Consider the following 21,736-nt stretch of genomic DNA (forward strand, 5'->3'; position numbering starts at 1 on the left):
GATATGACTGATTGAAAATACAAAGATAGTATGTTTTCAGCCAAAGTGTATCCCCCGTATTATAACATCAAACATTTCATCAAAAATGTATCTGTCGAAAAATGATCGTTTCAGAGTGTCAGAAGATAATTGATCAACATCACTTTAGCAGAAACCCCCCGATAGCATCGCTTCAAGCGATCCTATCGTTACTCAGGGATTGATCTGGCAGGACGGAGCTTGCTATAGTAGTCCAGACGAAGCTTTGCCTGAAAAACCTGTCAGTCCCGCACGTGCGGGACTGACAGGGATACAACAGATTACATCACCACAATCCTCTTCGTCACAACCGCTCTTCCAATCTCCATCCTGATTACATACAATCCAGGCCTGAATCCGCTCACATCGAGCACGGCATCGCTGCCGGTAAAACTGGATTGTTCGATCACCCGTCCATCCAGGTTAGTGATTGAATAATTGACTTTTTCTTCATTTTCAGGGATCGAAATAGTGACCAGGTCTTCAGCCGGGTTGGGGTAAATATCTACCCGGAATTGTCCTTCAACGGATTTGATGGTTTCTATGTCTGCGAATTCATCTCCGGACTTAAGAAAATCAACCACCTCCACATGGTCGAACCACGCAACGGAAGTTCGGGTAGCCAGCACACTCTCGGTAAAGATTCCGGCCTGGATGCAACTGTTCATGTTAATAGTTCCGCTGTACCGCTGTTGCCAGGTTGTTCCGTTGTAGGAGGTCAACACCTTGAAGTTGCTGCCGTTGCGTTGGATTTTCATCCAGCGGATCAACTGCGCTACCTGGCTGAGGTTACGCATGGCCTTGTTTTCGATGGTACGGTAACCAATGATCACATTGGGATTGTAAAGCCTGGTTTTGAACAGGACGCATCTGGATGCCGGTCCGCAGTTTTCGCGCATCATCACACCGGCCCATCCGCCGTTTTTCACATCATCGAGGCGGGCGATGACCGTAGATTTTGGTTCACAAATATCCCGGTAAACGAAATGATACACATCTTTCAGGGTGGTGGACTTGCCGGTGGCTGTGAGCATAAACGTGCCGTCACTGTTACACGGTTCAAAGATTGATGTACCTGCAGCAGCCGGGTCGGTATCGCATTTGAACCAGGGTGGCAGGATTGTGCTGCCTTCAGGTACAGTGACCTGAGAATAAACCGTTGCCTGGTTTCCACATAAATCACTCACCACAACCTTAACTTCCACTATCGTGCCCGAATGAATACAGGTTAGTGTTGCGGGGGTGATGTTTACAGAGGCGATGCCGGTTTCATTGTCATCATATTCAGCTAACACATCATCGGGCGTAAGAGGGTAAGTTCCGTCCGGGTTCAGTTCAATTTGACTGTTAACGGGTATGGCAACCGGAGAGTAGAGATCAACTTTCCAGTTCACTGTAAACCAGGCTGAAGGTTCATAGTAACCGGCCAGACGGCGGGTTCTGATTTCAATATCTGTGAAGCCATTGACAGGTAAAAGTGTTTCGGGGAAATAAACAGTCCAGTCTGTCCAAACACCGTCTGTTTTTACTCTGATCTGCAACTCATCGCTACCATTGCCACCGCTTCCGGGAATCAGTTGGGCAGAAACCTCATCATCATTGCAAACAAATTCCTCGATTGGCGTTTTTATAAGCGAACCTCCAACCGGCGGTGATTCAATGGTCCAGGTGACACTGACGATTTGCGAATCATTGCAATAGCTGGCTTCACGCCAGGTTTGAATTTCCACAGCCTGAATGACATCCAGCGTGATTTCCATACCAGAAATATATGTTTCCCAATCACTCCAGCTTCCGCCTGTTTGCGTTCTGAATCGTAGTATATCAGTTCCATTACCTCCACTCCCTTCAGTAAATGTAGCTGAAACTGTTGTGCCTGATACAACAAGGATTTCATCAGGGAACTTCGTAAATGTTCCGGCAACCGGCAAAGGTTCCACAGCAATTTTCACCACATTGGATACTGCTGCTCCTGACCAGTCGCTCATGCATTCAACGCGCGCCAGACGACGGAACCAGGTTTCGGATACAATTCCGGTTTCTGGTGTAAAATCTTTTCCGTTCGCCCCGGATATGTTGAAGAATGTTGGACTCACCGTTGATGCCTGCCATTGATATTCGAGTGTCCCACTGTAAGTTCCGGCATCGGTGACACTGGCGATTATTCCGGGTATCTCCCCATAGCAGACGTTGGTGACCGTTGCTACAATTTCCCCTGAAACAGCAGGGTTGTTGCAAGGATAGAGAGGATCGGTGTTGTAGTTGTATTCGTATGCACCTAGGTCAATCACCGGATCATCCTTTGTTCCGGTTTTGGGCATAATGCGCGGGAACCCTTCTCCACGAATATCAAATTCCTCATTGTTGGCTTCACTCAAACCTTTATCAACACATGGAGATGAGCCGGCAATGCGGAAATCCTTTTCCCAGGAATTGGCAAAATGGGGATAATGGTGGATGTTGTTATCGCCAAAATTGAAGGTTGTATTTCCATCTGACAGGATATCATCTGCACCATCGGGGAAACAACTGAAATCAATGGTTAATGTTCCGGAGACCGTGGCGATCTGGTGGCCGTAAAAATCGTTATCCTTCTCTCCGAATGGGAATGGTTCAACCTGGTTTTCCCAAATAATCGAATTTTCCAGGATAGTGGTGCTTTCTACACTGGCAATTCCACCCCCGGCAATGGATGAATTACCTGTTAATGTGCTGTTTATTGATTCGAAATGCCCCATGATATTCGCACAAGCACCTCCGGCAAACGCGCTGTTGTTGCTTAGAAGACAATTCTCGGTCTTAAGGCTGGAAACCAGGTTCAGGATACCTCCACCCAGCCGAAGTATATTTAATTGTTCCGGCAGAGTTTCCTGATCCCAGTCAGAAGGCCAGATAGCGTGATTATTCTGTACAATCGAGTTTTTGATTTTAAATGCTGGCAACTCTTCGTCTTTGAATTCAGGCCGGTTTGTAAGCCGAATAATAAGAGCATTTTGGTTAATTGTGGTCAATGCCCCCTGCAATTCCCCCAACAGGTAGTTCAAGCCTGAATATTGATTCTTGCCAAAAGGTAACTCTATGTTTCCTTCAAGAAAGTTTTCAAGAAAAGCGATATCCAGCAAATTAGCCACTGCGCCGCCCATTAGCGCAGTGTTACCTTCATATTCACTGTGATCAATTTCAGCAAGACTTAATAAGCTACCAATTGCACCACCTATCATGCCTTTGTTTCCGAAATATTCGCTTTGAGTAATCATCAGATTGCTCAGCAATGTGAAAATTGCACCACCTCCAAGATCAAGATTTATTGGCATTTCATCATTTTTCCCTTCGGGTAAAATGCTTGCAAGGTCAATGGAAATACCTAAGGTTTGATTATTTTCGAAACGGCACTCGGCAAGAGAGGCCGGAACCTGTTCATTCAATAGCCCTGAAGCAATCATTGCCAATCCACCTCCGGCCAGCCAAGCTGTGTTATCTTGAAAAAAGCAACGGTTAAAAACGGGTGAAGTTAAAATTGAAAATATACTTCCCCCAACGACAGATTTATTGTTTAAAAAGTCACTGTCTTCATTCAGGTGAGAGGCAATCAGGTTAGTTACCGCACCCCCAAGCAATGATGAATTGCTGTCGAATTTGCATTCTTCCATTTTCATTTCCGCAATAATATTGAAGATTGCTCCACCTGAAATGCCAGCAGGAAAATCCTCAGGCAATTCAATTCCCTCAGGCAGTTCTTGGATAAACTCATTAGTAAAATCATACGTTGTATGGTTCTGAGTGAAATCAGAATTTTTAATCAATAATGTCGGGAAATCATCTTCCTTTTGAACCTTAACTGGTTGGTTGAAGAGGTATCCAACCCACTTTACGGGATTGAATCCGTTTGATTCTTCCGTATTGTTTTGAAAGATCTTTTCGAATCCTGATACGTTATTTTTATCGTCTGGCAAGAACTCCTCAATGCCCAAAACAGAGACGTTTACGATGGCACCACCAAATGATGATGCATTGTTTTGAAGAAAACTACAGGTTTCTATTTCCATTCCGGCTTCAATATTTACGATAGCGCCTCCTGCTGCAAGCAGCATCAGCAAGTCAGGTTCTACCTGCTCCGGCCATTCAGCATGGTTGTTACTAAAGATCGTATTTGCAATGGTTATGTTAAATTCATCAACTTTGTTTTTATGGATCATCTGGGTATCATGCCAAAATTTTTTAAGCACTTTGAAAATTGATGGGACCATGTTATACTCCCCGGGTAGCGTTGGTGGTGGAGAAAAGTTGGATTTACCATTACCATTGAGGATCAAATTGAGAAAATCCTCCGCGAATTCTGCGTTCAATACGTTTAGGATTGCACCCCCGATCAGGGCAGTGTTTTCAATGAAGCCGCAATCTGCAATCTGAGATGAATAATTAAATATGCTAAGAACTGAACCGCCTGCTGCAGCAATGTTTCCAGATAAATCCACTTTTGAAACTTGCACATTGCTTAGTGTTGAAAATATTGCAGCACCACCCATTGCATTGTTGAACTTAAAAGAGCAATCATCCAGAGTGAGCGTGGAGGAAACAGTTGCCAATCCCCCTCCCATGAAAGCCACATTATTCATTATGCTGCAGTTGGCAATTTGATAATCTCCTCCCATCAACAGCATCCCTGCTCCTGCTACTCCGAACAGGTCCTCGTCTTCTTTTCCTCCTGTATCAAGATCAGCACAACCATCACTGATAATGAATCCATCAATAATCACAGAATTTTGTAGGACAGCGGCGGAAGGATCACCACTGATCACTACATGATAGCATTTGCCGGCTTCCCCGAGATCGCCGCTCAGAATAGTTTCATTATTCTGAAAATTACGTTGTGAAAGGTTATAATCTTCTGGTTCATCTCCGTAAAATCCACCATAAATGGCTAACCCTTCTTTTACCCGAAAATGCTTGTGACGCGAGGTTGGATTTAATATCTCATGAGATGAGGTCGGTGTATATGTACCTGCTGCAACCCATATTTCCGTTACATATGGAAGAAGAATTGCCGATTGAAGCTGTGTTCCGTCGAAAGCATTTTCCCAGTTTCGCCCATTTTTAGCACCTCCTCCTTGCGGACTTACATAGGCATGTAACAGGGGTGGCAGAACTTCCAGGGTTCCATTGTGCAATGGATGGCTGCTTCCGGACGGGATAATACCATGCCCTGAAAATTCAGCCCTGATGACGTGGTTACCGGTAGAGAAATTATCCGGATTGATATTCAGTGTAGCCAAACCGGTACTTGTTACTACTCCGACACTTCCTTTAAAAACATCATCCACATAAAAATCAACTACACCACCATTTGGTGTGGGTATTACGGTCGCTGTCAAATCAAGAGAAGTTGTTCCAAAATCAATGGATTTGTCATCAACTTCCACCACTGTCGGGCTTACTGTTCCCAAGCCGAAACTGCTCATTGAATCAAAAGCATCCACATTGGTGTATTCTGGTTGTCCTGACGCATGGGCTGTGATATTGGCTTCATGCTTCTTCAATACGACCACACCGTAAGATCCCGGATCATACCCTGTAGCATCAAGTGTAATGAAATATTTGTAGTCAACCGCACCGGACTGGGTGACTTCCCAGTGTCGGTTTGTTGTTAGCAAAGAAGTATTTGGGGGAAGTGTTCCTGTCAGGCCGGTTTCAAATTGTTCTGCCAAAACAATACTGGCAGCATCAAGTGCCGTGTATTCAAAAGAAAGCGGCCGATAATAGCCGTCTTTTCCAATTGGAAAAATTTTAATCCCCGTTGCATCAAATCCCCGCGCCAGCTTACCATTAATGTGGGCAGTTGGAGAACTGGCTGTAATGGCGCCGGATGACAACAAGGTTAAAACCTGATTTCCGGTAGTAACAACACCATTTTCCAGCGCTAGTTGATGATCAACGGTTATATTTTGCTCCAAAAGAAATCCACCTGGATTATCCAAAATCAGGTTATAAAATGAAGTTTCTGATGTTCCTTCTATGATTTGCTGGGTTGAGCCATTGAGTGTTACGGTTGCGGCGCCGGAGGCATAATCACCGTTGTTGGTCCAATCTCCGCCAACACTCAGATTGTGGTTCCCGGATACATAAGTTCCATTGGAAATATTCAGGTTCCCGGTGATGTTCAATGGAACGGATGAAGTGACGGTATTTCCCGGGTTGTCAATCATTAAACTGGCAGGTTGGTTTTGTGATGGACCATCACCTGTTATCTGGCTGGTAACGCCCGAGTATTTGAAATGTGCGCCACTTTCGTAATCTCGAACTGCATGTCTGATGTTGCCGCTTACATCATTTATTGAAACCCCGTTAGCTGAACCCACATGAATCTGTGCACCCGATCGCAGATGGAAATTGCCGGAACCCTCAATGATGGTTTCACCCTGAAGGATCAAAACCCCTCCACTGAGTATATCAAGGTCATGGAAAGTTAGTGTGGGTGTAACTGTCAGTTTACCGCCAGACTCAACTAATACATTATCGAAAGTGACGGTTGATCCGGCCGTAACTTCATTGAATACAGTGGCGAAATTATAGCAATAACCGGGCAGTTCACCGGGATATTCTCCAGCCGCAATCCAGTCGACACCATTAAAAAATTCCCAGATATTTTTATCTGTCCAGTTCCCGTCTGATTTTGTGCGATAAATCAGGTCATAATTCCTGGTAATGGTAGCGTCCGGGTCGGTGATGTCTGTTGTACGTATCAGGTTGTTTCCGTCGGTAATTGAAGTCAGGGTGTAATTTGTGGTAACTGTGGGATTGGGAACGGCATTAAAGGCTATGCCGCTTTGTATGTCTGTATAAGTAACGCCATTAATAATTAAAGTAAACGGGTTGCTTCCTTCTGTTGCTGTAAAGGTAAGCTGACCTGTTTCTCCTTCACAGATGCTGTTTCCTTGAAGGCTTCCCTGGGGAGGGAGTAAAAGTGTAATCTGTGCGGTATGGTTTGCACTGAACGCATTGCCTACTTCATCGGTTTCAATTTTCGTGATGGTTATTGTGGTAGATTTACTGATAGGAACAGTTTCAAAAATAATTTCTTTGATTGACCCGGAGTAGGTAATCGTTGCTGAAGTGCTATAATTCCCTGGTGTATGATCCGACAATGTGTAAAATACATTCACCTCCCCATAGGGCAGCCCGACCGAATTGGAACGAAGGGTAACTGTTGAAGTTTCACCCGGGTTGTAAAGTGGCGAAATGGCCTGGGTTGATTGTAAATTGAAATTTGAGTGTGTTATCTTCACCTTACCGTCGCCGCCATCACCACCTTTGGCAAAACCACTGGAGGATCTCCAGCCGCCGCCACCACCGCCACCAGGAGCTGAAGCGTTAGAGCCATAATTTCCTGCGGTCATAGCTCCATCCCCACCATCACCGCCTTCCCAGGGAGCAATTCCCTTATTATAAGGGAGAGGGGAACCTGCATTGACACCATTACTGCCTGAACCTGAAGATGAACCTCCTCCTCCGGCCCGGTAATCTCCCTGATCAGATCCCCACATTCCGGAACCTCCAGAGTATGTCACTACATTTCCAATTCCGGCTACCGCGCCTGCCCCTCCTGTAAAGCTACCCAAAGCCACACCTTTCCCCCCATAGGCTAATACCGTGGCTGCTGAATGGAACCAGGATGGGCCTCCATCTGATGCATATTCACCTGTGTATTTTCCTCCAGCTCCCACTGTAACGGTTCGCCAACCTGATGGTATCCCGGTGAGAATGCTTTTGGAATAACCTCCTCCGCCCCCTCCGCCGGCTCCCCTATCAATATGCGTACTCAGAGAAACAGATCCACCGTTTCCTCCTGCGCCCCAAACCTCAACTTTGAGTTTGGTAACGCTAGCGGGTAGGTAGTAACCATAAGTTCCGGCAGCAGTGTAAGTAGATATTTCATTTTGCGCATTTACATCTATCCCTGGAATGGCAACCAGTAAAAGAATGATGAATGTCAGGTTAAGCATTGTACTGAAAAACTTGGGCTGATTCGTCATTTTTGTTTTCATAGCTAAAGTTTGTTTGGTTAAGAAAATTTCATTTGATTTCGATGAATATATTTGGATCATCGGAGATTGATAATTCTGAATTCGTTATAGTTCAGCAATTGCTTATTTTTCGAAACACTTAATATAATTTCGTTTTCCCCGGTGAGGAGTTTGAGCTGTTGCAGGAATTTTTCCAACAGATTTGACTGTACCTCGATTTCAATAAGAATAATATTGGCGCCGGATCTTTTTACGAATCCGTTGATCCGCATTTCTAAAGCAAGCCGGTAGATTTGAAAAACATAGTTGACCTTGCTGCTGAAATTGCCGGAAAGAGAAATTGAGATCCTTTTTTTGACAGCAGCGTCCTGAAGATTTTCCCCGGAAAAATTCACTGACGTTTTCATTTCATTTTGCCCAAAGGTGAATGTACCCGATTGAGCCTGACAAATGTACAACATAAAGCCGCCTCAAAGCAAATTTTAGGGTTGGACAAAGGTTGGACAGGGTGAAAAAAATGGATCCGGTTTGCTGAATTGTGATCTGATGGATGTCCCTATGAACCGGTTCGATCCTCTCTCAGATATTACCTTCAGCCTTCAGCAGTTCTTAAAACCGGTTCAGGAATTCGTGCATTTCCATGTCGGAAGGGATATTCATTTTTTTGCGGAGGCGATGGCGACTTTTTTGAACGCCGGCAGGAGTTACACTGAGCATGCGGGCAATTTCCTTGGTGTCGAGGTTAATGCGGTAATAAGCACATAATTTCAGCTCTGCGGCGGTTAGGTCCTGAAAATTGGCCTGAAGTTGGGCGAAAAAACCGGGGTTTACTTCATCAAAATGTAGTTTGAATTGCTCCCACTCCCCATCAAGATGTATATTTTCACTCACGAGCTTGTTTATTTTCGAAAAGCACTGTTCAACCCCCTGAGGGTTCTCTGATTTCATTTGGTCAACTTCTTCAAGAATGCGGTTCATGATGTCGTTCTTGTTGAGCACATGCAATATACGGGAAGACAACTCCCGGTTTTTCTGATCCAGCTTTTCGTTTTGCAGCCGGTTGATCTCCTGCTCGGCAAACAACTGATCTTCGAGGCGCGCATGTTCAAGTGCTCTCAATTTTGTTTCCTGTTCATAAAGTGTAGTTTTCTGCTTCAGTGTTTTGTTTTTCAACCGGTAGAAGTAAGACAGGAAGATCACCATAATGATTAATGCTGTAATGCTGACGAAGAGTAATAACTTGGTTCGCTTCTGAAATGTAATGCTTTGACGTAGCCATTGATTCTCCTGTTCCTTTTTTTCGCTCTCGTAACGGGTTTCCATATCTGCGATCTGCTTCGACTTTTCTTCAGTAAATATGCTGTCTTTGAGCGATACATAATCACTGAAGAGATCGAAGGCTTTTGGGTAATCTCCCAATTTTTCATAAACCTTTACAAGCGTTTCATAGTTTTTCAGCAGGTAGGTCTTTAATCCTGATGATTTTGAGGCTTCTATTCCTTTCTCTGAAAAATGGATCGCACTATCCGGCATTCCTTTATCCATGTATATCTTTCCCAAATTGGCACAGGTATTGGCGATCCCAATGGTATATCCCAACCGAAGGCTGATCCGTAGCGATTTCAGGTAATAATTAAGTGACTGCTGCTGTTCTCCAAGGCGTTCATAAATTAGCCCCAGGTTATTGTAAATTCCTCCAATCCCAATACTGTCATTTAACGATTTTCCAATTTCCAGCGCTTCCAGGTAAGTTGTCAGCGCCTCATGGTAAGCGGTTTCGTCAATCTGTATCAGCCCGATGTTGTTGAGGGTAATAACCAGGATTTCAGGTTGACTGGCACTGCGACTTAATGCGAGTGCCTCGTTGAGCAAGGCTTTTGCTTTGTTTGTTTGTTTTAAATACCAATATAGGACAGCGATATTGTTAATTGTAGTCACTCTTGACGGAAGATTTCCCGGATTGTCCGGTTGAAGAATTGCCAGCGTATCAACAATCCTTAATGCATTCAAATGCATTTCGAGTGCTTTTTCCAATTCACCGATGTTCTGATAAATGTTTCCTGCATTTGAACACATCGACTGAAGACGTTTTAACAACAGATGATTGGTAGGGTCATTGTTTATTGCCTGACGCAAATAGGCAACCGCTTCGGTCATGTAACTCAATGCAACTTCATTTTTACCCAGGTAATAATTTGGAATGGCCAGTCCATTGAGGGCATTTGAAATGAGCAGGGGGTCATCAGTACGCCTGGCAATATGAAGTGCTTCCTCCGACAACAATAGGCTGACTGAAGGATTGCTCAGGCTGAAATTACGACTGTAATCCAGCAAAGCGGCAACCTTTTCTCTATCAGGTAGCGTTGAAGTTTGCCGTACCAGGCTGTCGAAAATTATGCTCACTTTGACCTGTAAGGAAGTTGAACTATCTCCTCCATGTGGTATATTTTCGACCGAACCAGTCTGAATTGCAGGAACTGCAGATTTGATTGCAGTAATAAAAAGTAAAGTAAATAAAACGGCTACAAATACTTTCATTTCAATAGGTTTTGATGCCTGGAACAGGTAAAGGTTTTCTTTTTTTGGACAAATGTAAACATTTGAATTCAAAATGAAACAGAATTCCTAATTTTACCAAAATCTTTTTGCCATGAAACGAATAGCAGTTTTTCTTTCATTTTTTCTGTTCATCCAAATTGCATCAGCACAGGAAATCCCATTCAACCTCGCTCCCGACTGGCAATCCACGCCACTGTCGCATGTTGCTACCGGACTTGCCCTGGCCGACATCAATGGCGACGGTTGGAAAGACCTCGTGGTGGCCAACGGCAACGACATCTCCATTCAGAACCTGGTGGTGTATTACAACAGTGGTGATGGAACTTTTCCGCTTATCCCCTCATGGAGCTCCGCTGATTCCGATTATCACGGTCATTGTGCCGTCGGCGACATCAACAAAGATGGGTGGTTGGATGTGGCTGTTTCGGTTTACATTGGAAAAGCCGGCTTTTCACAACCCGGCAGGGTGAAAGTTTATTACAACAATGGGGGTGAACTGGAATCTGTGCCATCCTTTGAATCTGTGGAGTTTTATACGTTCAGTTGCGCACTGGGCGATGCCAACGGCGATGGCTGGCTTGACCTGGCAGCAGCCACCAGCGAATCTTACGGAAGTATCTGGGATAAAGGAAAAATCTTCTTCAACAACGACGGGCAGTTTAACACTACAGCCGATTGGGAAACAGCCAGCCTTGCCGGTTTTATGGATGTGGAGTTCGGGGATATGGACAGTAACGGTTTCCTCGATTTAGTCTTTATCGGGAATCAATACCCCAACGCGATGTATCTTTCTGATGATCTCGGGCTAATCAGCAATGCCCCTTCATGGCAATCAGCCGAAGCAGTCACATTCAATAATTCAATCGACATCGGCTTTTTTGGAGAAAACGATGTTCCGGGATTTGTAACCACCGGCAATAACCAGCTGGGTGGCGACGGGAAAGTGAGGTTTTATGATTTTTCTGCCGGAGTTCCTGTAAACAGCAGTGCATCATGGGTTTCCCCTCCGGTTGGGTATGGATCGGGTGTCATCTTGGCTGATGTAACTGCGGATGGCGACCTTGACTTAATTTATGGCGGCTGGTGGCTGCCAATGCGGATCATTCGTGGAACAGGGACTTCCTTTGAAAATACAGTGGCTTATACTTCTTCGACAAATTCGGTGGTTGAAGCCATCCAACTGGCCGACCTGGGGCGGGAATCGGTTTATACCAAGGTTGAAACAATTTCGGGCAGACCCGACCAATCCAACGCCATCCGGTTGCAACATCAGTTGGTTGAAAATGTGCTCGAGATTTATAAGAACGGAGAATTATTGCCATCAACTCATTATTGCTATGTCCCCAATAAAAACTGGATTTCTTTTACCCAAAAGCTGATCCCTGCTGATGTGATCATGGTAGTTTACGAAATCAGCCACGATCCCGACATCGTAATCACCAACTGGGACAGCCAGAAAGGGAATTACATTTTTTACAATACCAACATCCCGACTGGAAACGGTCAATACATTGAGCGTGAGCCTTCATTCGATATTTATCCAAATCCTGCCCATTCAGATTTTACAATTAGTTTGAAAAATGCAATTCACGGAGTTAAGAACCTCAAAGTCTACGATATTTGGGGAAAAATGATTTTTCAAGCATCGTTTGAAACATCAACTGAACAGCTGAATATTAAACAGACAGGCAGGGGATTTTATTCGGTTGAAGTGGAGTGTCAGGGTGAGAGCCTTGGGTTCATGAAATTAATTATTCATTGAGCAAGTTTACTATCTAACCTAAAAATAAATAACCATGGGGAAAAATGCCGACCGGTTTTTAACCACTTTCAATGCAATGGAGCGCCACCTGCAATACCATTACAACAACGGCAGTCACGGTCCTTTCAGGATGCTGGTAAAAACTGCCGCCAACAAAGATGCACTGTATCGCAGGTTTCAGGAAGATTTGTTCATCATCGGCGACCTGCGCAACGTGATTGTTCATAACGATCGGTACGAAGGGCGAACCATTGCCGAGCCGGCCGATGAAATTGTCGGATTGTTTGAATACATCTGGCACACGATCGAACATCCTGAAAAAGTTACCATTTTCGAAAAAAAAGTACTCTATTGTTTTGCCGATGATAAGCTGGAAAAGGCTTTAAACATCATGCTGAAACATAAGATCACGCTGATCCCCGTCCTGCAGAATGGAGAAATCATTGATGTGCTGAACGGTAACCATATCACCTGGTGGCTGGCAAAGCAAATCCTGGTTTCGACCGAAGAAACCACTATTCTTGAAGTGCTTGAGGATGCCGAATACCGTCGCAATTTCAGATTGATCCCGCGGTACCTTTCAGTGTTTGATGCAGCCGAAATGTTCAGGAATTCTTACAAAGAGGAACCAAAGAACCGCTATTATGATGCATTGATCATCACCGAAAAAGGGAGAAAAGAAGAAAAAATGACCGGAATCATCGTGTTAAAGGATATTGCTCAATACATTATTGCAGAATAGCTTCACCTCTTTATGCTATTAAGTCCCTGATTACAATCGAAGCGCAAAATCCGCCAGAAATGTTATTTAGTGCTTGCCAGAAAACCCCTTGAATGTGATTTTCAACGATTTATTTACCCCGCCCTTCCCACAGGTCCGAAGGACTCTCCAAAGGAGTTCATTGAACCTTTGGAGGATCCCTATGGGAAAAGGTAGTAAATCGATGAAAATCATTGCTCCCGGAATTTATCCCGAGACTTCGGGAGGGATGGGGGCAAACAAGGATTTTCAACATTAAGAGTTTTCTGGCAAGCACTATTTAGCTTTTGTAGCATTTACCAAAACATTTTAAACTGATTTTTATCACTGGATTCAAGAGATTAGGTTAAATCGTATGTTATTGGTGACGACCTTCCCATCGTAATCGGTTATCTCTAAGCGCTTTTGTAAGATGTTCCCTGAGTATGTTTTTATCGGGCAGTTCGGTGAGGTATTTGGCTACATTTATTCCTGAATTTTTGAGTTGTAATAGCTCGATTTGTTCATAACCTCCTTCTGCACATAGAATTAGTCCCAGTGGAGTTTCTTCTCCTTTTTGTTTTTCGTATTTGTCGAGCCAGCGCAAGTATAACTCCATTTGTCCTTTGTAAGCAGCTCTGAAACGGTCAATTTTCAGTTCAATGGCAATCAATCGTTTTAGCTTTCGGTGATAAAACAGCAAATCGAGGTAATGATCTTCATCATCAATGATCATACGCTTTTGCCGTTCGACAAATGTAAAACCTGCTCCTAACTCCATGATGAACTGCTCAAGTGATGTAACCAGACAGTCTTCAAGGCTTTTCTCACTGTACATTCCTCTTAGGCCGGTGAATTCGAGGAAATAGGGATTTTTAAATATAAGATCGGGTGAAAAGGCTTCACCTGAGGCCAGTTTGCCAATTTCCTGCTGAATGACTAGTTCTGGTTTTTCGCTAATCGCCGTTCTTTCAAACAACATTCCATCTATTTTTGTGCGGAGTATTTTAGTGCTCCATCGCTCATAAACGCACATCCTTGTATAAAACATCCGCTGGAGACCGTCTTTGAGTACGAGTAGCTCAATAAAATGCGACCAACTCAATTGTGTCGCCAGTTCCGACACAATTTCAAGATCGGAGAATTGTCCTGCAAACTGCATCATTCGCCTGATGTTGCGTGTTTCAAACCCTTTTTTACCATAGGTTTGCTGCAATTGTGCCGCCAGCTCCGACACAATTTTTTCACCGTAGGCAGCTCGCTTGCCTGCAAGTAGTTCGGTGTTAATTCTGTTGCCAATTTTCCAATAAAGTAGCGTCATAACTTTGTTGGCAGTCAGCGCAACTTGCGTTCTTGCTTCTTCAATCAAACGGCAAATGTCGGAGAAGAGAGCGTTATTCATGCTTTCTATTTTTCCCATATGGAATATGTTCTAAATGCAAATATAGGAAAAATGACAGGAAGTATTCACCCATAACAGGAATGATGAAGTTTTGATGGCTTATGTTCAAACCTGGCAGTTAAATTCTTTTTATCTTTAGAAAAACACAGTTAGATCATTCAATTATTCCCCTGATCACCACTGAAGCGCAAAAGCATCCGAAAATGGCAGGCATATAGGAGATGGTGCCGACAGTTGATTTTTTATTTTCAACACTTCCACCAATTACGAGGCGATCTTTGTCAATCGCTTCCGGCGAAAAAACCACTTTGAAACCCGATCGGATTCCACGTTTGTGTAATCGTTTCCGGATGATATGTGCCAGCCGGCAACCGTGCGACTCAGAAATGTCTCCTGTGGAAACAAGCAGAGGGTCAAGTTTACCTCCGGAACCCATCGAACTCACCAGTGGTAATTTCTTTTCGAGGCATCTGATAATGAAAAAAAGTTTTGGAGAGGGGGTATCGATGGCATCCACCACGTAATCGAAAGGGGAGGAGAGGAGTTCGTCAATTTTTTCGTTTTTCAGGTAATCATCAATGGCGATCAATTCCAGTTTAGGATTGATATCGAGCAGCCGCTGCGCCATCACTTCTGCTTTGCGAAGGCCTATGGTATTGCCCAGTGCCGGCAACTGCCGGTTTTTGTTGCTTTCGGTAATGATATCGCCATCAACAATGGTCATTTTTCCGATGCCTGCCCGGCAAAGTTGTTCGGCAGCATAGGCGCCTACCCCGCCAAGTCCGGCTACGAGCACATTTGACCGGATCAGTTTACTGAGTTTTTCTTCTCCCAGCAACAGTTCCGTACGGCTCATCCACGGCTGAATTTGGCTTTCTATCATCCGAAGCAGTGTTTAAAATTATTGGCAATCAATGTTTTCAAGTTATTAGTGTCGATATTTCTGAGGTGGGCTGCCTTTTCGAAAATAGGTTCAATGTCGATTTCCGAATCATCGGTTTCCAGAAAAAACCTATCAGCGGGAAAAGTTCCTAAGATTTGTGCAGCGTTTGATTTCGGGTTTAGTAGGGCTTTCCCAAACGAAAGGAAGAAGCCGTTTTTCAGCAGTTCACCTGCATTCTGGCGGTTGTTGTTAAACCCGTGAAAGATCACCGGCATCTCAAATCTGGCTTGTTTGATCATTTTACTGATTTCCGCGTGTGCTTTCACATTGTGGATGATCAACGGTTTACTGAGATTGGCGGCAATTTTTATGTGACGCTCAAAAACTGCTTTTTGTAAAGTCATTGATACGTTGATCAGGCGGTCGAGGCCGGTCTCTCCTATAGCCAGGCAGTTCTTTTTTTTTGCAAGACCTTCAATGTCGGAAAAATGTTCTTCCAGTTTTGCTTCTTCGATGTGCCAGGGATGCAGACCAACAGAAAATAATTGATCGTCAGCGGGTTGATTGCTAACCGTTTTTCCTGCAAGAAGATTTAAAATAGCAACAACCCCGGCTCTTAATTCCGGTTGGTGTGTATGAATATCAATGTAAGTCAACCCCATAGCCGCTTTTTGCGGCAAATTTACATGAAACTGCCGACTTACACACAGACCGATGAAAATCTATTTACAGGAGAAATTCAAAAAAGTATCAGCTTTAAATTGCAAAGTGAACTGTCACGGATACACATATTTTCTTTCTTATTTTATGATAGTTCTTCAATTACTAATTTCAAATTTATCAAATTATGAAAAAGTTCATTTTCTATTCGGTTATCGCAAGCATCTTAATGTTTGTGATTGTTTCATGTAACCCAGGTAAAAGTGTCAGGGAGACAAGATCAGATCGTTCCGGGTCGGATGGGAATTATGGTGTCTCACAGACAAGATCGGATGATTCTGGGTCGGGTGGAAATTTTAATTTACCAACTCCTCCTCCACCTAACTCAATTCCTGGAAGTATAAGTATTTATATTCCATGTCAAAAGGAGTCATTAGACACTGAAGAGTTTTTAGTTGGATTAGGAATAAGTGAAAAAATGGATCTCGACGACTCAAAAACAGGCTCTTTTGCTTCTGCAAAGGCTGAATTATTAAACAAATACATGGGTGCATTTAAAAACGGTTTGAGGCAATATTTCAATGACACTCATGTACCAGATGGCAAAAAAAGAGACATGTCAAAAATTGAGATGGGGGCAGAGTCTGCTGCAGCATCAGCGATTAACCAGTACAGTTTTACTTATTGCCGTGAATTTATGCAACTTACAAGCAGCGCATACATGACTTTTACTGTTTTACGAGTTCGCAAAGAAGATGTCAACTCAAAAGTAGCTTCAAGACTTAAAGCTATGGAAGTTGATTACAACGAAGATCGTTTTTTCAAATGGATGAATGAGGAACTTGAAAAACAAAGTGAACAACCTATTGACAAACAAAATCCGTAGTTAAGATTTGAACTAATACAAAAAACAATAAAGAGATGAAAACAATAATTTACATTATTTGTCTCATTGCTATAGCTCATTCAGGTTACTCACAACCTGAATGGGTTTTTGGAAAACTTCCTGAAGCTGCAAATGACTCTTATTACTATTCCGTTGGAATGGGTTCTGATAGGGGTAAAAGCCACAAAGAAGCCAGAATAGATGCCATTACATCAGTCTATGCTGATGCAGCAATGAGACTCGGAATGGAATTTAAACTTGCAGATATACGCCAATCCATCCTTTTGGGGAACAAAAATCCCATTAAGACACAGGTTTATATTGTGTGCGAGTACTTTAAAGAACAAAATGACATGATAACAGTATGGGTATTGTGTCAGGTTTCAAAGGCTGGAAACGTGGCTGCTGAATTTACAACATATGATTGCACGCAGGCAAAAATCCTAAATTCAAAGGAGGCAAAAGAAGAGAGAAGAAAAACCAATGAATCTGATATTTTCTACATGCAACTGGGTCTATTACTTAATCGCTATCAAAGTGATGATTTTGAACATAATAACCTCGATGCTTATGGTATTAGCGTAACCTTTGGAGCATACCCTGATTATGGGTTAGGCTTTAGTTTATCATTAAGTGGGTCAGTTGATCCGGATTTGAGCAATTACGAGTTTGGGGCCAGCAGTTCAGTTGGACTAGGTAGCAATCAATTTAGTACGGATATTGGAATAGGATTAGGCTACAATTTTAATTACGGAATGCATACAGATTTGCCCATTTCAGTCAGGTACAGAAATTTAACCATCGGTTACAAAATTTGCTGGTACAACACCCCGAAACAACCAAAAAACAAATTTGAAAAAGCAGGTTCTTTCAATGAAATTGATAACTATAATGAGGCTTTGGAATGTTTTGAAAATGGGGGATTTAGAAAAAATATCGGAGGAGTAGTGGAGGACAGAACGCTTGATTCTGGATGGCGACCTAGCTATTTAGTTAACCTATCACATGTCTTTTCTCTTTCTTTCACCATTAAGGGATGGTAAACTGACGCTCAATTGATTAATCAAATTTCTTACAAGGGTTCCATTATGAGCCCTTGTTTTTCTTTAATCGGTTACAATCTGAAAATGATAGCCATTGGCAAACTAATTAAAAGTAAGTCCATCGAACTTGGTTCTTCAGGGATTATTAAAGCACTGCTACAAACAACTGTCACAACCAGCCAGTATATCCCTTTTATGTTATGATGTTAAACTTAAAATTTTACGACAATGAAAACATTTATTCAAATCATCCTGGTAATAGCGAGCATCGCTGGATGTGGTTATGCAAATGCACAATCAAATGCAAAGGAAGAATCACTCGATTTTTCAGAATTGCTGTGTGACACTCCAAACACTGACAGCATTTTTCAATATCACTTGCTGCTTACAGAAAGTGATGTTTTAACAAATTCCGTTGGTGAATTAATTACACGTAGCCTTCCTGCCGGCAAATTTAGTGCGGGACAAGGTTGTAAGGCTGACATTACCAATTTAAAGTCAATCTCAAAAGGACTAAAGCCAATCACTCCGGTAATTTATCTTGAGTACGATGATAACGGTATTGCTTTGCAATATTTTAAAAATTCGAAAAGAGATAAAAACATCATTGCTGTAACAATGAATAGTGATGGAAAGTGTAGATTTATCAATCCTGACCTTTCCAGTCTTGCCTTTTCAGGGTATGAAGGCGAGTATGACTATTATGATGATAGCATGAACGATCTTGTTCGACTTCTTATGCTCTACAGCCTAATGAATGATGATGAACCTGCTGAAGATTGGTGGGAGGAAGATGGCGAAACTCCAGATACTGAAAATATTGAAACCACCCCCTTTTGGAGATAAGACTGAAGATTTTGCGCAGAATCCGGCTTGAATGTCAGGCCGGATTTTTTATGATAATAGTTAAAACATTAATTATGAATAGGTTATCATCATTATTTGATTCATGCCCCGAATTAAACATTCTGCATTCCGAATTTGAAAGGAGTGGATCCATTAAAAAAAGTGTTGAAAGGTATTGGCACATCAAGAACAAATTTACCATTGTTGTTGGAAAGATTTTTTATCTTTGCCTAACCAAAATGTTCAATGCTATGAAAAATGCTGTGAAATTTAAACAAATCATTCAATCTCTGATAGCAGATAACACTGACCCAGGAAAAATTGAAAAGGCAAAACAGGAACTATCCATTTTGATTCAAACCAATTTTTCTCAATCATTTAATAAAGCCTGTAGTGACGAAGGAATGCTTTTTCGCATAAGACTCATTGAGCAGGATGATTGCGAAAAATGGAGAAAAGTGTTGCCTATTTTCCATAATGAAAGAGCTACTTTTAATCTTGATCAGATTGAAAGAATCCTCAAACGCTCGCTCGAAAAGATTTATGACGACTTAATTCAAGTAGAGTTGAAGAATGACTTCGGGTTACATGGAAATTCGTTCAATTCAAAATGGTTTGGATCATTCATTAGTGACATTGTTAAAAATCATCTCAATGATTCACTTTCAGCACTATTCCACGATAGAATAGCTTCGTTTAATGAAGCAGTTAAAAAAGAGTTTTCGATAAATTAATCTTTAACACTACTGAAATGCCAGATATTAATCAATGCACGATTGAATACCGGAATTGGATCAAAAGTAACCTGAAGGAATGGCAGGGTAAGCTTTCAAAATACTTTGACGGGATGCAACCGGAGAAAACATTTGCCAATGAGATCCATATTTTCTGCAAAAATTCATCGGAGATGATTGATGAACTGATGGATTACAGCCTTTGTTTAAGGAAAAGTGTGCAGGAAATTGACATTAGCACTAAGCTATTTGAAGAAGACTTCCGTTATTTTTCTCGCGCTAAGTATTGTGAAGCAGAGTTCTTCCCAGAGTTCAAAAAAACCATTGTTTCGCTTGAAAACGGTAATGTTAGCAATAAAGATTGGAAAATCATCGAATCAATAATAGAGACGATGGTTGATAATGAGAACCTTTCGAAAAAAGGCCCTCCGTTGGACAAAAAGGATTTAGAAGACATTAAGGATTTAGAAGACATTATTGGAGAAATTAGGTTATCTATTTTGGAGAAAGAGTTCATTGTTGAATCAGATTTTACCCATTACGACCCTTACTATTTTTTCAAAAAGTACCTTTACGGGAGGATTGCTGATCTTTTTTATCAAGTATGGCATAAAAATGAAAAAGTTGAAATTCCGCTCAACGAAAATCTTGCAGACAAACTGAAAGCAGAAGACACTGCGAAACCAGCATTATGGGACATTAGATTGGAGGCAGCATTAATAAAACTGACATCATCCCTGGCTGATCCGGAAATATTTAAAACCATTATTGACGATTTTTGCCCTTTTGGCAGCAAGGTAGATAAACGTACAAAACAGATAGTACTTTTCCTTTACCGTGAAGTTGATCTTTATCATCACAAATCCAAAGCTATGGCTAAGGATAAGGATGATACAAAGGTATATGATAAAATCATCGCAGAAGTAATCAATGATGAAGACTTCGAATTACCTCAGATCAGGGATTGGTTTTTAACCTATGAAGATAAGAAAAAACTTAACGAAAATCTTCGCCAAATAAGATCTCGCTATACAGCTATACCCGCCATTGGGCTTTTCCGTTATCATAAAACTATGCATGGTACGCCTGATGAAAAGCTGATCAGGGTTATTGGCGAAGAGAATTTTGATTTTCTGTATCGTAAAGAAATGATCTCAACCGAAGATATTGATAATCATTTTGTCAACGAAATAAAATTCAATGACACCCTTAAAAGTTGTTTTTCCGTAGTATTTGATATTCAACACAAAATTAATCATGAATACAATTCATAATAACATTAAACTCCTTCAAAAGTACGTCCTTTTTCAATTGGACGAAGACAAGGAATTTGAAATCCAGGAGCACCTGGCCGGATGCGACGAGTGTTCTGCACTGGTGCACCAGCTCAGATTGGTTGCACAGGAAAACAGACGGCTGCATGAGGAGTGGAAAAACGCTTCCATCCCTGCAACAAAGCCTGATGATAAAAACGATTCTCCTAATGCACGTGAATCAGGCAAAGTTATCCCATTGCGTTTGGTTTTGCGCTATGCTGCTGTGCTGCTTCCAATATTATTTCTTATCGGAGGAGGTTCAGGTTATCTGCTGAATGAAAAAAGACTAACTGAATTACCTTCAACTAATGAAGTTCCTTCAGATGATAACCAGATAGAGATCGTGGAAGTTAGGAAGCAGTTCGAGGATTCAATAAAAGCATACGCTTATATGGTCGTTGACAAAGATAGTATAATTTCCTCACAAAATTCGGAGATTGTAGAATTGAATTCCAAGAAAAACGAGATTGAAACTAAATTTGATGTGTTAACCAATTCTCTTGTATCGGGAGATTACGTTCCTAAGATCAATGCGAATACAGACCAAATAATCAAGGGACCGGAACGTGCATCTGGTGCAGGCAAAAGTGATATTGATAAAAGTCTTGTCGGAGGAATTGCGAATCGTGTTTATTGGCAAAATGAAGGAGTGAGAATAATTAATTCGACAAATCGGAAAATTAAAATAAGAATCTATTCAAATTCCAATTTAGAAAGTCCAAACAAAGAATTTACTTTATCAAAAGACACTTCAATAGTGAATTTGTCATTGGGAATCAAATATTTTAGTTTATATGATGATGTCAACGCCTTCATTTCAGGTGGAATATTTTGGGTGTTACCCAAACCCGAATAAGCACGTTTTGC

Annotated in this window: 14 protein-coding genes; 8 read left to right on the forward strand and 6 right to left on the reverse strand. The window is 42.0% G+C overall.

All coding sequences use genetic code 11. From position 1 onward, the window contains the following. Positions 1–299: 299 nt before the first annotated feature. The 3 genes from IH598_00595 to IH598_00605 form a co-directional block, all read right to left on the reverse strand. Positions 300–8,060 carry a T9SS type A sorting domain-containing protein gene (locus IH598_00595; protein ID MBE0637000.1) on the reverse strand — a complete coding sequence of 2,587 codons (7,761 nt, stop codon included), beginning with the start codon at positions 8,058–8,060 and terminating at the stop codon, positions 300–302. A 56-nt stretch (positions 8,061–8,116) separates the two neighbouring features. Continuing rightward, positions 8,117–8,446 carry an acylphosphatase gene (locus tag IH598_00600; GenBank protein ID MBE0637001.1) on the reverse strand — a complete coding sequence of 110 codons (330 nt, stop codon included), beginning with the start codon at positions 8,444–8,446 and terminating at the stop codon, positions 8,117–8,119. Positions 8,447–8,648: 202 nt separating this feature from the next. Then, positions 8,649–10,577, reverse strand: a complete 1,929-nt coding sequence (locus IH598_00605) for a tetratricopeptide repeat protein (protein ID MBE0637002.1) — start codon at positions 10,575–10,577, stop codon at positions 8,649–8,651. A 112-nt stretch (positions 10,578–10,689) separates the two neighbouring features. Here IH598_00605 and IH598_00610 point away from each other — a divergent pair, with 112 nt between their 5' ends. Together IH598_00610 and IH598_00615 are read left to right on the forward strand one after the other, a co-directional pair. Further along, positions 10,690–12,360, forward strand: coding sequence for a T9SS type A sorting domain-containing protein (locus IH598_00610; protein ID MBE0637003.1), 1,671 nt, complete (start codon positions 10,690–10,692; stop codon positions 12,358–12,360). Between the two features lie 34 nt (positions 12,361–12,394). Continuing rightward, positions 12,395–13,102 carry a CBS domain-containing protein gene (locus IH598_00615; protein MBE0637004.1) on the forward strand — a complete coding sequence of 236 codons (708 nt, stop codon included), beginning with the start codon at positions 12,395–12,397 and terminating at the stop codon, positions 13,100–13,102. Positions 13,103–13,478: 376 nt separating this feature from the next. On the opposite strand, the gene IH598_00620 is transcribed toward IH598_00615, so the two are convergent. The 3 genes from IH598_00620 to IH598_00630 form a co-directional block, all read right to left on the reverse strand. Further along, positions 13,479–14,519, reverse strand: coding sequence for a DUF1016 family protein (locus IH598_00620; protein ID MBE0637005.1), 1,041 nt, complete (start codon positions 14,517–14,519; stop codon positions 13,479–13,481). Positions 14,520–14,655: 136 nt separating this feature from the next. Then, on the reverse strand, positions 14,656–15,384 hold the full coding sequence (locus tag IH598_00625) for a tRNA threonylcarbamoyladenosine dehydratase (protein ID MBE0637006.1): 729 nt from the start codon (positions 15,382–15,384) through the stop codon (positions 14,656–14,658). Then, the gene (locus tag IH598_00630; protein MBE0637007.1) at positions 15,381–16,046 is read right to left on the reverse strand and encodes a TatD family hydrolase; all 666 of its coding nucleotides are present in this window, start codon (positions 16,044–16,046) and stop codon (positions 15,381–15,383) included. The genes IH598_00625 and IH598_00630 overlap by 4 nt, the downstream gene beginning before the upstream one ends. A gap of 185 nt (positions 16,047–16,231) precedes the next feature. Between IH598_00630 and IH598_00635 the strand changes: the two genes are divergently transcribed. From IH598_00635 to IH598_00660, 6 genes are all read left to right on the forward strand, one after another. Further along, positions 16,232–16,930, forward strand: a complete 699-nt coding sequence (locus IH598_00635; GenBank protein ID MBE0637008.1) for a hypothetical protein — start codon at positions 16,232–16,234, stop codon at positions 16,928–16,930. 35 nt (positions 16,931–16,965) lie between these two features. Continuing rightward, the gene (locus tag IH598_00640) at positions 16,966–17,973 is read left to right on the forward strand and encodes a hypothetical protein (protein ID MBE0637009.1); all 1,008 of its coding nucleotides are present in this window, start codon (positions 16,966–16,968) and stop codon (positions 17,971–17,973) included. Positions 17,974–18,201: 228 nt separating this feature from the next. Continuing rightward, the gene (locus IH598_00645; protein ID MBE0637010.1) at positions 18,202–18,819 is read left to right on the forward strand and encodes a hypothetical protein; all 618 of its coding nucleotides are present in this window, start codon (positions 18,202–18,204) and stop codon (positions 18,817–18,819) included. 251 nt (positions 18,820–19,070) lie between these two features. Next, entirely contained in the window at positions 19,071–19,553 is a 483-nt protein-coding gene (locus IH598_00650; GenBank protein MBE0637011.1) for a hypothetical protein, read from the forward strand. A gap of 173 nt (positions 19,554–19,726) precedes the next feature. Further along, positions 19,727–20,827: a hypothetical protein gene (locus IH598_00655; GenBank protein ID MBE0637012.1), complete on the forward strand. Its 1,101-nt coding sequence runs from the start codon at positions 19,727–19,729 to the stop codon at positions 20,825–20,827. Continuing rightward, on the forward strand, positions 20,811–21,725 hold the full coding sequence (locus IH598_00660; protein MBE0637013.1) for a hypothetical protein: 915 nt from the start codon (positions 20,811–20,813) through the stop codon (positions 21,723–21,725). The genes IH598_00655 and IH598_00660 overlap by 17 nt, the downstream gene beginning before the upstream one ends. The last annotated feature ends 11 nt before the right edge of the window (positions 21,726–21,736 follow it).

This window comes from Bacteroidales bacterium, assembly GCA_014860585.1.
In the GTDB taxonomy this organism is placed as follows: domain Bacteria; phylum Bacteroidota; class Bacteroidia; order Bacteroidales; family 4484-276; genus RZYY01.

What these genes read in the sequence shown, in the direction of transcription:
- IH598_00650 (MBE0637011.1), top strand. Translation starts at nt 19,071, where the DNA reads ATGAAAAATGCTGTGAAATTTAAACAAATCATTCAATCTCTGATAGCA.
- IH598_00645 (MBE0637010.1), top strand. Translation starts at nt 18,202, where the DNA reads ATGAAAACATTTATTCAAATCATCCTGGTAATAGCGAGCATCGCTGGA.
- IH598_00610 (MBE0637003.1), top strand. Translation starts at nt 10,690, where the DNA reads ATGAAACGAATAGCAGTTTTTCTTTCATTTTTTCTGTTCATCCAAATT.
- IH598_00660 (MBE0637013.1), top strand. Translation starts at nt 20,811, where the DNA reads ATGAATACAATTCATAATAACATTAAACTCCTTCAAAAGTACGTCCTT.
- IH598_00595 (MBE0637000.1), bottom strand. Translation starts at nt 8,060, where the DNA reads ATGAAAACAAAAATGACGAATCAGCCCAAGTTTTTCAGTACAATGCTT.
- IH598_00615 (MBE0637004.1), top strand. Translation starts at nt 12,395, where the DNA reads ATGGGGAAAAATGCCGACCGGTTTTTAACCACTTTCAATGCAATGGAG.
- IH598_00640 (MBE0637009.1), top strand. Translation starts at nt 16,966, where the DNA reads ATGAAAACAATAATTTACATTATTTGTCTCATTGCTATAGCTCATTCA.
- IH598_00655 (MBE0637012.1), top strand. Translation starts at nt 19,727, where the DNA reads ATGATTGATGAACTGATGGATTACAGCCTTTGTTTAAGGAAAAGTGTG.
- IH598_00630 (MBE0637007.1), bottom strand. Translation starts at nt 16,046, where the DNA reads ATGGGGTTGACTTACATTGATATTCATACACACCAACCGGAATTAAGA.
- IH598_00605 (MBE0637002.1), bottom strand. Translation starts at nt 10,577, where the DNA reads ATGAAAGTATTTGTAGCCGTTTTATTTACTTTACTTTTTATTACTGCA.
- IH598_00600 (MBE0637001.1), bottom strand. Translation starts at nt 8,446, where the DNA reads ATGAAAACGTCAGTGAATTTTTCCGGGGAAAATCTTCAGGACGCTGCT.
- IH598_00620 (MBE0637005.1), bottom strand. Translation starts at nt 14,519, where the DNA reads ATGGGAAAAATAGAAAGCATGAATAACGCTCTCTTCTCCGACATTTGC.
- IH598_00635 (MBE0637008.1), top strand. Translation starts at nt 16,232, where the DNA reads ATGAAAAAGTTCATTTTCTATTCGGTTATCGCAAGCATCTTAATGTTT.
- IH598_00625 (MBE0637006.1), bottom strand. Translation starts at nt 15,384, where the DNA reads ATGATAGAAAGCCAAATTCAGCCGTGGATGAGCCGTACGGAACTGTTG.